This window comes from Shinella lacus (assembly GCF_010994755.1).
Taxonomy (GTDB): domain Bacteria; phylum Pseudomonadota; class Alphaproteobacteria; order Rhizobiales; family Rhizobiaceae; genus Shinella; species Shinella lacus.
Map to the genome: position 1 here is coordinate 135,086 of NZ_WHSB02000014.1, position 13,168 is coordinate 148,253.

A 13,168-nucleotide genomic window follows, 5' to 3' on the forward strand; every position below is an offset into this window, starting at 1 on the left:
GGCTCAGCGCCGCGCCATCAGCTTGGCCTGCAACACCACCACGACCAGCAGGAAGGCGCCGCGGATGACGGATTGCCAATAGGCCGACAGCGAGATCCAGCCGAGGCCGTTTTCGAAGTTCAGGATGTTGAACACCATGGCGAGCAGCAGCGCGCCGGCAAGCGTGGCGCCGACCGAGCCGGAGCCGCCGGTGAGCAGCGTGCCGCCCACCACCACGGAGGCGATGGCAAACAGCTCCCAGCCCACGCCCTCGGTCGGCTGGCCCGCGCCGAACTGCGAGGCGAGGATGACACCGGCAAGGCCGGCGAGCGTGCCCGAGGCGAGGTAGACCGCGGCCAGCGTGCGCTCGACCTTCAGGCCCATCAACCCGGCCGTCGCCTCGCCGTCGCCGATCGCCAGGATATGCCGGCCGACCGGCAGCTTTTCCAGCACCAGCCAGCCGAGCACATAGGCGGCAAGCGCGATCCAGGCGGGGATGGGGAAGCCCAGAAAATCGTCCTGGCCGATCACGGTGAAGCCGGTGTCGTAGGAGACGGAGACCGACTGGTTGTCGGCGAGCAGCAGCCCCGTTCCATAGGCCGCCAGCATGGTCGCGAGCGTGGCGATGAAGGGCTGGATGCGCATCTTCGTGATAATGAAACCGTTGAGCGCGCCGACGGCAAGGCCGGCCACCATGCCGCCGAGAAGACCGGCCGCCCAGTGGTAGGGCGAAAACAGCGCCGCCACCACGCTCGCCATCGCCGCCGTGCCGCCGACGGAAAGATCGATGCCGCCGGTGATGATGACGAAAGCCATGCCGAGCGCGATCAGCGCGAACATTGAATTGTAGCGCAGGAAAGAGAGGATGTTGAAGGACGACAGGAAATTGTCGTAGCGCAGCGCGCCGAAGAGGATGAGGCCGGCGAGCGCCAGCATGACGCCGAGCCGGGCGAGATCGCCGGAGGATTTGATCGCGAAGGGGCGGAGGATGGTCTGCATGGCGGTTGCCCTCAATGCCTGTCGGCGCGCTGCTGGATGAAGACGGCGAGCACGATCAGCCCCGCCTTGACGATGAGCGCCGCGGCATCCGGCACGCCATTGGCGAGCAGCGTGTAGCGCACGAGCTGGATGACGAAGGCGCCGAGCACCGTGCCGACGATATTGGCCCGCCCGCCGGTGAGCAACGTGCCGCCGACGGCGACGGCAGCGATGGCGTCCAGCTCCATGCCGAGGCCGACGAGGTTGGCATCGCTCGCGGAATTGCGCGCCACCACGACGAGGCCGGCAATGCCGGCAAGCGCGCCGCTCACCATATAGACGAAGAGTTTGACGCGCTTGACGGGGATGCCCGTCAGCCGCGCCGCCTTCTCGTTGCCGCCCACCGCGATGATCTGGCGGCCGATGACGGTGTAGCGGATCATCGCGAAGGCGAGGGCGGCGATGAGGACCATCAGCACGACCTGCGCCGGCACGCCGGCAATGCGGCCCATGGCGATGAACTGGAAACCCTCGTTCTTGAAGACCTGGAGGTTGCCGTTGGTCATGACCTGCGCGATGCCGCGGCCGGCGATGAAGAGCACGAGCGTCGCGATGATCGGCTGGATGGAAAAGCGCGTGACGAGCAGCCCGTTGAACAGGCCGAAGAGGCTGGCGACCACCACCGGGATGATCAAGGCGAGCGTGACGGCGACCGCCATGTTCTCGACTGGCCAGAACTGGCCCATGAAGATCATCGGCGCCAAGGCACCGGCAATCGCCATCAGCGAGCCGACGGAGAGATCGATGCCGCCGGTGGCGATGACCAGCGTCATGCCGGTCGCGACGATGACGATGGTGGCGACCTGGGTGAGGTTCACGTTCAGCGTCTGCCACGACAAAAAGTTCGGCGTGATGGCGATGTTGACGGCGATCAGCGCCAGGAAGGCGACGAAGGTGCCGTAGCGGCTCGCCAGCGTGAAGAGCCGGCTGCCGGAGGAAAGCGCGCCAGCTGGCTGCGGGGCAGGGGTTTCGATCGTCGTCATATCATTCCACCTGATGGGCCATGGCGGCAAGCAACGCCGCCTCGCTCAAGTCTTTGCGCGGCAGCGTCTTCACCGATGTGCCGTCGCTGAGCACGGTCACGCGGTCGGCGGCGGCCAGCAATTCTTCGAATTCGGAGGAGATCATCAGCACGCTGAGGCCCTCGTCGGCGAGGCTGCGCAGGAGCTTGAGGATTTCCGATTTCGCGCCGATGTCGATGCCGCGCGTCGGCTCGTCGACGATCAGCACGCGCGGGTCTGTCGCCAGCCACCGGGCAAGCAGCACCTTCTGCTGGTTGCCGCCGGAAAGCTCCTTGATCGGCTGGTCGGGCGAGGCGCATTTGACGCCGAGCGCGCGGATATAGCGGGTGACGATCTCGTCCTGCCGCGCACGGTCGACGATGCCGGCCTTCTTCAGGCGCGGCAGCAGCGCCAGCGTCATGTTCTCGCGGATGCTCATGTCCGGCACGATACCGTCGATCTTGCGATCCTCGGAGACGAGCCCGATGCCATCGGCAATCGCATCCGCCGGCTCGCGGTAGGTGCGCTCGCTGCCCGCCAGGCGCATCGTGCCGCGCTCCAAGTTGTCGGCGCCGAAAATCAGCCGCGCCGTCTCCGTGCGGCCGGAGCCGAGCAGGCCGGCAAGGCCGGAAATCTCGCCCTCCCGCACCGTCAGGCTGACATCGCGCACCCGCACGCCGGCCCCGGCATTCGCCACGTCGAGGCGAACCGGCCGCTCGGGTTTCTCCTCGCCCGGCGCCATCGCCTGGAAGGCGGCCAGTTCCTTGCCGAGCATGTGGCGCACCAGCGCCATCTTCGGCATGTCGGCCATGGGGCTTTTCGCCACCGTCTGGCCGTCGCGCATGATCGTCACGCGGTCGCAGATCTCGTAGAGTTCATCCAGCCGGTGGCCGATGAAGATGACCGCCACGCCGGAGCGTTTCAGCGTGCGGATCGTTTCGAAGAGGACGGCGACCTCGCGTTCGTCCAGCGACGACGTCGGCTCGTCCATGATGACGAGGCGGGCGTTCTGCGTCACGGCCCGGGCGATCGCCACCATCTGCCGGGTCGCCGCATCGAAATGCGCGACGGGCCGGTCGACGTCGATCGTCAGGTTGAAGGTTTTCAGCACGGCCTCGGCACCGCGGCGCATGGCGGCGTGGTCGATCAGACCGAAGCGTTTGGGCTCGCGTGACAGATAGATGTTTTCCGCCACGGAGCGCTGCGGCGCGAGGTTGATTTCCTGGTAGATCGTCGCGATACCGGCGGCCTGGGCTTCGGCCGGCATGGTGAAATCGACATCCCTGCCGTCGAAGGCGATCGTGCCCTCGTCGCGGCGGTAGACGCCGGTGAGGATCTTGATCAGCGTCGATTTGCCGGCGCCGTTCTGGCCGACGAGCGCCATCACCTCCGCCGGCTCCACCTCCAGCGAAGCGGCTTTCAGCGCCGCCACGCCGGCAAACGCCTTGGAAATGCCCTGCATGGACAGAAGCATGGAAGTCCTCCTCTATCCGCCCTCCGGGACGGGCCACACAACCTACACCCGAACGCGCCGAAGGTCAGGCCCGTTCAAAAAACGGCCGAGACGGTTTTGCCGCCCCGGCCGCAAAGTGCTTGGGAGATGGTATCAGTAGGCGTTGGCGAGTTCCGCGGCCGCGTTGGAGGCGTCGTAGAACTTGTCTTCGTTGACGAGGATCGGGTCTATCGCCTCGCCCTTGGCATAGCGCATCATGGTCTCGAAAGCCTTCGGCCCGAAGCGCGGGTTGCACTCGACGACGGCGGCGATCTTGCCGTCGACGACCGCCTGCACCGCTTCCTTGCCGCCGTCGATCGACAGCACCAGCACGTCCTTGCCCGGCACCTTGCCGGCGGCTTCGAGTGCGGCGATCGCGCCCATCGCCATCTCGTCATTGTGGGCGTAGATGATATCGGCATCCGGATGCGCCTGGAGCAGGGATTCCGCCACCTGGCGGCCCTTGTCGCGGGCGAAGTCGCCGGTCTGCGAGGCGACGATCTCGAAGCCGCCTGCGGCCTTGATCGCCTCGTCAAAGCCCTTCTTGCGGTCGTTGGCTGGGGAAGAGCCAGTCGTGCCTTCCAGTTCGATGATCTTCGTCTTGCCGTTGGCGTTCTTCACCAGCCATTCGGCGACGCGTTTTCCCTCTTCGACGAAGTTGGAGCCGATGAAGGTCAGGTAATCCTCGCCGGCCTTGGCGAGCGAGGGGTCGACCGAGCGGTCGAGCAGGATCACCGGAATGCCGGCCTTCTTGGCGGCCATGACGGCGGGGATCAGCGGCTTTTCTTCGCGGGGCGCGAGGAAGATGACGTCGACGCCCTGGGCGATCATCGAGTTGACGTCGGCCACCTGCTTGGCGGCCGAGCCCGCAGCATCCGTATAGACGAGCTGGAAGCCGAGCTTTTCGGCCTCCGCCTTCATGCTGTTGGTCTGCGCGATGCGCCAGGGATTGTTGGATTCGGTCTGCGCGAAGCCGACCTTGTAGGTGTCTTTCTGCGCCAGCTTCGGCACTTCGGCAATGGCGACGCCTGCCAACGCAAGCGCGCCGACGGCCGTTGCCGCAAGCATGAAGGTGCGACGGGAAATCATGGTCATCAGTGGGTCTCCTCCCGGGTAACTTGGCCGGTGCTCCTCTACCGGACGTGAGCATTTTGTGCTTCACATGTCTAAATCTTGCGCTAATAATATTAGCAGTCAAGAGCCAAAATTATGAGCACTTGCAAAAAATCCGTGTGCAGCGCAATGCACACCGAGGGGTGAGGAACGACGCATGGCCAGGGGCAACGGGCGCAATTCGGGCAAGGAGGGCGGTGGCCGACAGGATGGGGGCCGGCCGACCATGACGGACATAGCGCGCATTGCCGGCGTGTCCCAGTCGAGCGTTTCCCTGGTGCTGAACGAGATGTCCGGCTCGCGCATTTCGCCGGAAACGCAGCAGAAGGTGCGCGAGGCTGCTCATAAAATCGGTTATAAATTACCGGCGACGCGCAGCCCCGTGGCAACCGCCCCCGCCGTCGAGAAGGATACGATCGCCTTCATCGTCGACGAAATCTCGACGAGCCCCCACCCCGTCGTCAGCCTGGATGGCATCCGCGACCATGCCTTCGAGCAGGGGCTGCTGGTCTCCGCCCATGCCACGCGCTCGAACCCGGACCTGGAGCGCGCGGTGCTGCGGTCCGTGCTGCGCGACCCGTCGATTGCCGGCGTCATCTATGCGACGATCTTCACCCGCAAGGTCAGCGTGCCGCCGGAACTGAAGACCATCCCGACCGTGCTGCTCAACTGCTACTGCGAGCCGCGCCAGCACGTCGCGATCGTTCCGGGCGAGGTTGCGGGCGGTTTTGCGGCGACGGCGCATCTCACCGCGCTCGGCCACAAACGCATCGGCTTCATCAACGGCGAACCGTGGATGGATGCCGCGATGGACCGCCTGAAAGGCTACAAGCAGGCGCTCGCCACCGCCGACATCGCCTTCGACGAAAGCCTGGTGCGCGACGGCGACTGGCTGCCGCTACGCGGCTACGAGGCCGGCCTCGACCTGCTCTCCATGGACAATCCGCCCACCGCGATCTTCTGCGGCAACGACCTGATGGCGATCGGCATGATGGAGGCGGCGCAGGAAAAGGGTCTTCGCGTGCCGCAGGATCTCTCCGTCATGGGCTATGACGACCAGGAACTGGCGCGCTACACCCACCCGCCGCTCTCGACGCTGGTGCTGCCGAACTACGAGATGGGCCAGAAGGCGGCCGAACTGCTCATCGACATGGCGATCCACGGCAAGCACATGCGGCCAATGACCATCAAGGTCGACGGGCCGCTCGTCGTGCGCGAGACGACGGCGCAACTCGCCGGCGCGAAAAAGCGCTGACCGTCATTCGTGCAAGATATGGGCGGCCTTCACGGCGGCCGAGGCGCGGTTCTCGACGCCGAGCTTCACATAAATCTGTTCGAGATGCTTGGTGACCGTGCGGGCGCTGAGGCCGAGGATCTCGCCGATATCGCGGTTGGACTTCCCTTTGGCGATCCACAGCAACACCTCGGATTCGCGCTGCGTCAGCGAAAAATGCTGGCGCAGGATTTCCTCGTCCGACAGGCGGTTTTCCGCAGTCAGGCGGAAGAGGTATTCGTCCGCGCCGATCGCGCCCAGAAAGGAAAGCTGCAGGCTCGCCTGGCCCGCCTGCTGGATCGCGAAGGTGTTTTCGCGCGCGGTGCTGCGCGTCTTCATCCAGCCGCGGATATGCCCGGAGACCGCATCGAGCCCCTCGTCGCTGCCGGTCGCGGCATTGACGAGGCGCGTCGCCTGCGGCGTCGACCAGCGGATCTTTCCTTCACCGCTGACGGCCAGCAAATGCCGCCCGGCGGCATCCAGCGCCACGCGCGCGCTCTGGGCGGAGCGCGCATTGGTGAGATGCACGCGGATGCGGGCGCGCAGTTCGTCGATGTTGATCGGCTTCGTCAGGTAGTCGACGCCGCCGGCCTCCAGCGCGCGCACGACATGTTCGGTCTCGGTCAACCCGGTCATGAAGACGACGGGAACGGGGCTTGCCGCAGGGTTCGCCTTCAGGCGCAGGCAGGTGTCGAACCCGTCCATGCCGGGCATCACCGCGTCGAGCAGGATGATATCGGGCGTGATGCGGTCGACGATGTTGAGCGCGGAGGCGCCGGACGTGGCGATCAGCACGGAGAAGCCGCTCTGTTCGAGCGCCTCGGTCAGGAAGCCGAGCGCTTCGGGGGAATCGTCGACGATGAGGACGATATCGCGCGGGGTGGCCGTCTCAGTCACGGGCAGCGTCCTCTTGTCGGTCCATGGTCTTCAGGAAGGCGTCGTAGCCGGCGAGATCGAACACTTGCACATAGGCCCGCACCGCCTCGGTGAAGGGCTGGTGTTCGGCCACGCGGGCGATTTCGGCGAGCTTCGCCTCGATGCCCCTGACATAGCCGATCTCGCCGAGCCGGATCAATTCCTGCACATGGCCTTGTTCGGGAACGACGATGCTGGCCTCGGCCGGCTCCACCGCCTTCGCCTCGCCGTGATAGGTCCAGGAGAGGCCCATATGCAAGGCGAGCTTGTCGGTGAGCTGGCGCAGGTCGAAGGGTTTGGCCAGCGTGTCGTTGTGGCCCGTATGGGCGGAGGCCGAGCCGTCGCCGATATTGGCCGACAGCATGATGATCGGGCCGGGCTGGCCGAGCGCGCGCAGCCGCTCCACCAGCACCCAGCCGTTCATGCCGGGCATGGAAATGTCGATGAGGAACAAGTCCGGCTTCAGGCTTTCGAGGAGCGCCAGCGCATCCGCGCCGCTTCGCGCCGTCAGCACGGTGAAATCGAGCGGCCGCAGCACCTCTTCCATCAGGTTGCGGTGGTCGGCATTGTCGTCGACGACGAGGATGGTGCGCCGCGGGCCGTTGTAGCCCTTGATGTGCAGCACCTTCGGCGCAGTCGGGCGATCGACGGCGGAGAGCATCAGGCGCACCTTGAATTCGGTGCCCTTGTCGCGCTCGCTCTTCACCGAAATCTCGCCGCCGAGCGTCTGCGTCAGGAGCCGCGTGATGGTGAGGCCGAGGCCGAGACCCGGCATGCCGTGTTCGGTGTCGCCGCGCTGGAAGGGCTCGAAGATGCGCGGCAGGTCCTTTTCCAGAATGCCGCGGCCGCTATCGGCCACCGTGAAGGTCGCGACCTGGTTGCGATAGGCGACGTCGAGGCGGATCTCGCCGCTATCGGTGAATTTCAGCGCGTTGGAGATGAGGTTGACGAGGATCTGGCGCAGGCGCTTTTCATCGGTGCGCACATAGGAGGGCAGGTTTTTCGGGCGGGCATGGGTGAAGGCGACGCCCTTGGCCTGCGCCTGCGGGCGGAACATCTCCAAAATCTGGTCGAGGAAATCGTCGATGTTGATCTCGTTGGAATAGACCTGCAGCTTGCCCGCCTCGATCTTGGAAATGTCGAGCAGCCCGTCGATGAGACCGGAGAGGTGATCCGCACTGCGCTTGATGACGCGGATCGCGCCCTGTCGCTGCGGCGGAATGCTCTCGTCGCGCTCCAGCACCTGCGCATAGCCGAGCACGGCATTGAGCGGCGTGCGCAGTTCATGGCTGAGACCCACGACATAGCGGCTCTTGGCGCGGTTGGCGGCTTCCGCGGTTTCCTTCGCCTGCTGGAGCGCCGCATCCGTCTTTTTATGCGCGGCGATTTCCTTCAGCAGCAATGTCGTCTGGCGCGAGGATTCCTCCTCGGCGACCACCCGGCTGTCATGCGCCAGCACGTAGAACCACGAGACGACACCCGCCACCACGGCGAAGACGAAGAAGACGATGGCGATTGTGCGCTCCACCACGGTCGCCGTTTCCGGCGAACCGGTGCCGACCTGGTGGGCGATCATGGCGAGGATGATGCCCATGCCGGTGATCGACAGCGCGGCCGCAATGCCGTAGCGGCCAAGCCGCGTGCCGAGCGCCGCCGTCACCGCCTCGGGCAGGATGCTTTTCGCCACGCCCGCCACCTGCGCATTGAACCGCGCCTTCGGCTTGCAGAGATCGTGGCAGCGGCTGTCGAGCGAACAGCACAGCGAGCAGATTGGCGCCGCATAGGCGGGGCACCAGGCCATGTCCTCCGGCTCGAACGGGTGTTCGCAGATCGAGCAGGTGATGGTGTGCTGCTGCGCCCAGCTCTTCCTCGGCTTGCGCGCGAGGTAATATTTGCCGCCCGTCGCCCAGGCGATCAGCGGCGAGGCGATGAAGGCGACGACGGCGGCGATATAGGGCGCGAGCGAGGCGGGGATTTCGCCGAAGGTGCCGAAATGCGCCATGAGGGCGATGATCGCCGACAGCGCCATGGCGCCAAGCCCGACCGGGTTGATATCGTAGAGATGGGCGCGCTTGAACTCGATACCGGGCGGCGACAGGCCGAGCGGCTTGTTGACGAAGAGGTCCGCCGAAATGGTGCAGAGCCAGGCCATGGCGACGATGGAGAAGACGCCGAGCGTTTCCTCCAGGAGCTTGTAGATGCCGAGCTCCATCAACAGCAGCGCGATCGCCACGTTGAACACCAGCCAGACGACGCGGCCGGGATGGCTGTGCGTCAGCCGCGAGAAGAAATTAGACCAGGCGAGCGAGCCCGCATAGGCGTTCATCACGTTGATCTTGAGCTGCGAGACCACCACGAAGGCGACCATCAGCAGCAATGCCGCCGCATCCCACGGCAGCATGTAGCCGAAGGCGGTGTAGTACATCTGCGAGGGATCGGCCGCCCGCGTGGAGGGCACGCCCGCCGAGAGCGCCAGCACGACGAGGAAGGAGCCGGCGATCAGTTTTGGCGCACCCACGATCACCCAGCCGGAACCGGCGAGGAACACGGCGATGCGATGGTGCAGCTTCTTCTGCCCATCCGGCGGCAGGAAGCGCAGAAAGTCCACCTGCTCGCCGATCTGCGCCATCAGCGCGAAGATGACGGCCGAGGCCGCGCCGAATTCCACCAGGTTGAACGGCGCATAGGTACCGGGCGGGCCTGAGGCATGGTGCAGGCCGGAATAGGCGAGCCACAGGCCGACCTTCTCCCAGTCCGCAAAGGCGATGAAGACGAAGGGCAGGATGTTGAGCACGATCCAGAACGGCTGGGTGATGAGCTGGAAACGCGAGATGAGTTGCACGCCATGCGTCACCAGCGGGATCACCACCACGGAGGAGATGATGTAGCCGATCCAGAGCGGAATGCCGAGCGCCAGCTCCAGCGCGCCGGACATGATGGAGGCCTCGATGGCGAAGAGGATGAAGGTGAAGCTTGCATAGATCAGCGAGGTCAGCGTCGAGCCGATATAACCGAAGCTGGCGCCGCGCGTCAGCAGGTCGATATCGACGCCGTGGCGGATGGCATAGCGGCTGATCGGCAGGCCGACGAGCAGGATCATCAGGCTCGCCACCACGATGGCGACGATGGCGTTCGTCGTGCCGTAGGACATGGTGATCGCGCCGCCGATCGCCTCCAGCGCCAGGAAGGAGATGGCGCCGATGGCGGTCTGCGAGATGCGGTCGGAGGAAAAGCGGCGCGCGCTCTTGGCGGTGAAACGCAGCGCATAGTCTTCCAGCGTCTGGTTGGCGACCCAACGGTTATACTCGCGGCGGATCGGTATGATGCGCTGGCGTGCGGCCATCTTTTCCTGCTGTTCCCATGGCCCGTTTACCCGGCCGTTTTTTTTGCGGGCGTTGAAGCACGACCTACCCCCACCCTCCACGTCATCCTCGGGCTTGACCCGAGGATGACGGAGGAGAGGGCAGTGGCCTCAACACACAAGGCCTTTCTAGCACGGATATACCGTCCCTGAAATTGGTGCAGCGCCGCAAAACTTCCCGCTTCCCCCCGGCAACTACGTAGAATGACGTATGTGCAGCGCAGCATCCCCGGCGGATAGTTTCTTAAGCAACGGTTAAACAGCTTCCGCCCCCGTTGCGGTCAAAAAGAACGAGAGGGGTTCCGACAATGTCCATCAAGGCGCGCGCCACCGGCGCATTGCTTGCTGCAATTCTTTCGACAACCGCCTTCCACGGCGCCTTCGCGGCCGACGACACGATCAAGGTCGGCATCCTGCATTCGCTTTCCGGCACCATGGCGATCTCCGAGACGACGCTCAAGGACGCCATGCTGATGCTCATCGAGGAGCAGAACAAGAAGGGCGGGCTGCTGGGCAAGAAGCTCGAAGCCGTCGTCGTCGACCCGGCCTCCGACTGGCCGCTCTTCGCCGAAAAGGCGCGCGAGCTCGTCTCGGTCAACAAGGTCTCGGCCGTCTTCGGCTGCTGGACCTCGGTGTCGCGCAAGTCTGTGCTGCCGGTCTTCGAAGAGCTGAATTCCATCCTCTTCTACCCCGTCCAGTACGAGGGTGAAGAAAGCCAGCGCAACGTCTTCTACACGGGTGCCGCACCGAACCAGCAGGCGATCCCGGCCGTCGATTACCTCGCCGAGAACGAAGGCGTCGAGCGCTGGGTTCTGGCCGGCACGGACTATGTCTATCCGCGCACGACCAACAAGATCCTCGAAGCCTACCTGATCTCCAAGGGCGTGAAGCCCGAGGACATCATGGTCAACTACACGCCGTTCGGCCATTCGGACTGGCAGACGATCGTCTCCGACATCAAGAAGTTCGGCTCGGCCGGCAAGAAGACGGCCGTCGTTTCCACCATCAACGGCGATGCCAACGTTCCCTTCTACAAGGAACTCGGCAACCAGGGCGTCAAGGCGGAAGACATTCCGGTCGTCGCCTTCTCGGTAGGTGAAGAAGAGCTCGCCGGCCTCGATACCGCGCCGCTCGTCGGCCATCTTGCCGCCTGGAACTACTTCCAGTCCGTCGACAACCCAGCGAATGCCGAGTTCATCAAGACGTGGAAGGCCTTCACCAAGAACGACAAGCGCGTCACCAACGACCCGATGGAAGCCCATTATATCGGCTTCGCCATGTGGCTGAAGGCGGTGGAAAAGGCCGGCACGACCGATACGGACGCCGTGCTCGACGCGATGATCGGCGTTTCCGTGCCGAACCTGTCGGGCGGCTTCTCCACCATGATGCCGAACCACCACATCACCAAGCCCGTGCTGATCGGCGAAATCCAGGCCGACGGCCAGTTCGAGACCGTGTGGCAGACCTCCGGCCTCGTCGTCGGCGACGAATGGTCGGACTTCCTGCCCGACTCCAAGGACCTGATCGCCGATTGGCGCAAGCCCATGGAATGCGGCAACTTCAACGTCGCCACCGGCAAGTGCGGCGGCAAGGGCTCCTGATCCTCACGGCAACCGCATCGCATCCCGGCGTTCCACGCGCCGGGATGTTTCCCTTTCCTGACGACCAGTGCTTCGAGGCCATGAGATGCACACGCGGCTCATCCATCGTTTCCTGCAATGCCTGCTCATCGCCGTCTGCGTGATGGTGACGCTGCTCGCCACCGACCTTCGCGCGGCAGACGACCTGCGCAGCATGGTCAATGCGCTGGGCGGCGGCAATTTCCAGGAAAACCAGAAACAGGTCGAAGCGCTGGCGAAGACCGGCGATCCCAGGATCGTGCCCGCCCTTGAGGCGCTCGCCGAGGGCGATCTCTACCAGCGCAAGGCCGACGGCACCGTCTTCATCGTCAAGCCGGCCGGCGCCAATTTCGCGCTCGTCGATGCCCTGACGGGCGATGCGGCCGGCGAGGAAGCCAAGGCCGCGCTCGAAAAGGTCAAAGTGAACAACGGGCTGCGCCGGGTGATCCGCGCAGCACTCGGCGGACTGACGCTGATGAGCCCCGACACGTCCGTGCGCCTTCAGGCCGCGAGCACCATCCTGCGCACGCCATCCGCCGATGCGCTCGAAGGGCTGGACGCCGCCCTTGCCGCGGAAACCGACGGCGCGGTCAAGGCCGTGCTGGAAAAGGCCCGCGCCGCCGCCATCCTGGTGTCCGATCGCCCGGTGGAGGAGAAGAAGGCCGCCGTCGCGACCGTCGTCCAGACCGGCGGGCGGGACTCGCTGTCGCTGCTCTCCGGGGCACTCGCCTCGGCGGATGAAAGCCTGCGCCCCGATATCGAGGCCGGCATCCGAGAGATCGAGGACCAACTTGAGCTCTGGGCCGTCGCGCAGAACATCTGGTACGGCCTGTCGCTCGGCTCCGTGCTGCTGCTCGCCGCCATCGGCCTTGCCATCACCTTCGGCGTGATGGGCATCATCAACATGGCGCATGGCGAGATGGTCATGCTCGGCGCCTACACCACCTTCGTGGTGCAGGCCTATATCCGCGCCGCCTGGCCGGGCCTGTTCGAATGGTCGCTGGCGATTGCGCTGCCGCTCGCCTTCCTCGTCACCGGCGCGGTCGGGCTCGTCATGGAGCGCGGCATCATCCGCTTTCTCTATGGCCGGCCGCTCGAAACGCTGCTCGCCACCTGGGGCGTCTCGCTGATCCTGCAACAAGCCGTGCGTTCCATCTTCGGCCCGACCAACCAGGAGGTTGCCAACCCCTCGTGGATGTCCGGCGCCTTCGAGCTCGGCGGCCTCACGGTCACCTGGAACCGCATGTGGATGAGAGCGGCGGTGGAAAAGTCGGCCACGGTAGCGGCGGAATAGTCCAGCCGCGGGCGGAGTAAAAACCGGCCACCTATTTCCTTTCTGCCATGAATGCAGGAGGGACAGGGGATCTACACCGTGGA

General features: G+C 65.0%; 8 protein-coding genes and 1 pseudogene. 3 read left to right on the forward strand and 6 right to left on the reverse strand.

What is annotated here, in order from left to right; translation table 11 throughout:
• Window positions 1–3: 3 nt before the first annotated feature.
• The 4 genes from GB927_RS27305 to GB927_RS27320 form a co-directional block, all read right to left on the reverse strand.
• Complete coding sequence (locus tag GB927_RS27305) at window positions 4–978, reverse strand: ABC transporter permease (RefSeq protein WP_256120387.1); 975 nt, start codon at window positions 976–978, stop codon at window positions 4–6.
• Window positions 979–989: 11 nt separating this feature from the next.
• Window positions 990–2,000 (reverse strand): ABC transporter permease, encoded by a 1,011-nt coding sequence (locus GB927_RS27310; protein WP_256120388.1) that lies wholly within the window; start codon window positions 1,998–2,000, stop codon window positions 990–992.
• Between the two features lies 1 nt (window position 2,001).
• Window positions 2,002–3,492: a sugar ABC transporter ATP-binding protein gene (locus GB927_RS27315; RefSeq protein WP_256120389.1), complete on the reverse strand. Its 1,491-nt coding sequence runs from the start codon at window positions 3,490–3,492 to the stop codon at window positions 2,002–2,004.
• 132 nt (window positions 3,493–3,624) lie between these two features.
• On the reverse strand, window positions 3,625–4,605 hold the full coding sequence (locus GB927_RS27320) for an ABC transporter substrate-binding protein (protein WP_256120390.1): 981 nt from the start codon (window positions 4,603–4,605) through the stop codon (window positions 3,625–3,627).
• A 175-nt stretch (window positions 4,606–4,780) separates the two neighbouring features.
• On the opposite strand from GB927_RS27320, the gene GB927_RS27325 reads away from it, so the two are divergent.
• Entirely contained in the window at window positions 4,781–5,878 is a 1,098-nt protein-coding gene (locus GB927_RS27325) for a LacI family DNA-binding transcriptional regulator (protein ID WP_256120391.1), read from the forward strand.
• 3 nt (window positions 5,879–5,881) lie between these two features.
• Here the strand turns inward: GB927_RS27325 and GB927_RS27330 are convergent, their stop codons facing one another.
• A complete protein-coding gene (locus GB927_RS27330; RefSeq protein ID WP_256120392.1) occupies window positions 5,882–6,793 on the reverse strand; it encodes a response regulator in 912 nt (303 codons plus the stop codon).
• Complete coding sequence (locus GB927_RS27335; protein ID WP_256120393.1) at window positions 6,786–10,154, reverse strand: hybrid sensor histidine kinase/response regulator; 3,369 nt, start codon at window positions 10,152–10,154, stop codon at window positions 6,786–6,788. The genes GB927_RS27330 and GB927_RS27335 overlap by 8 nt, the downstream gene beginning before the upstream one ends.
• A 326-nt stretch (window positions 10,155–10,480) precedes the next feature.
• On the opposite strand from GB927_RS27335, the gene urtA reads away from it, so the two are divergent.
• Both urtA and GB927_RS27345 read left to right on the forward strand, forming a co-directional pair.
• Window positions 10,481–11,773 carry an urea ABC transporter substrate-binding protein gene (gene urtA / locus GB927_RS27340; RefSeq protein WP_023512565.1) on the forward strand — a complete coding sequence of 431 codons (1,293 nt, stop codon included), beginning with the start codon at window positions 10,481–10,483 and terminating at the stop codon, window positions 11,771–11,773.
• Between the two features lie 85 nt (window positions 11,774–11,858).
• A pseudogene (locus tag GB927_RS27345) lies at window positions 11,859–13,043 on the forward strand (ABC transporter permease subunit); the annotation flags it as partial.
• Window positions 13,044–13,168 lie beyond the last annotated feature (125 nt).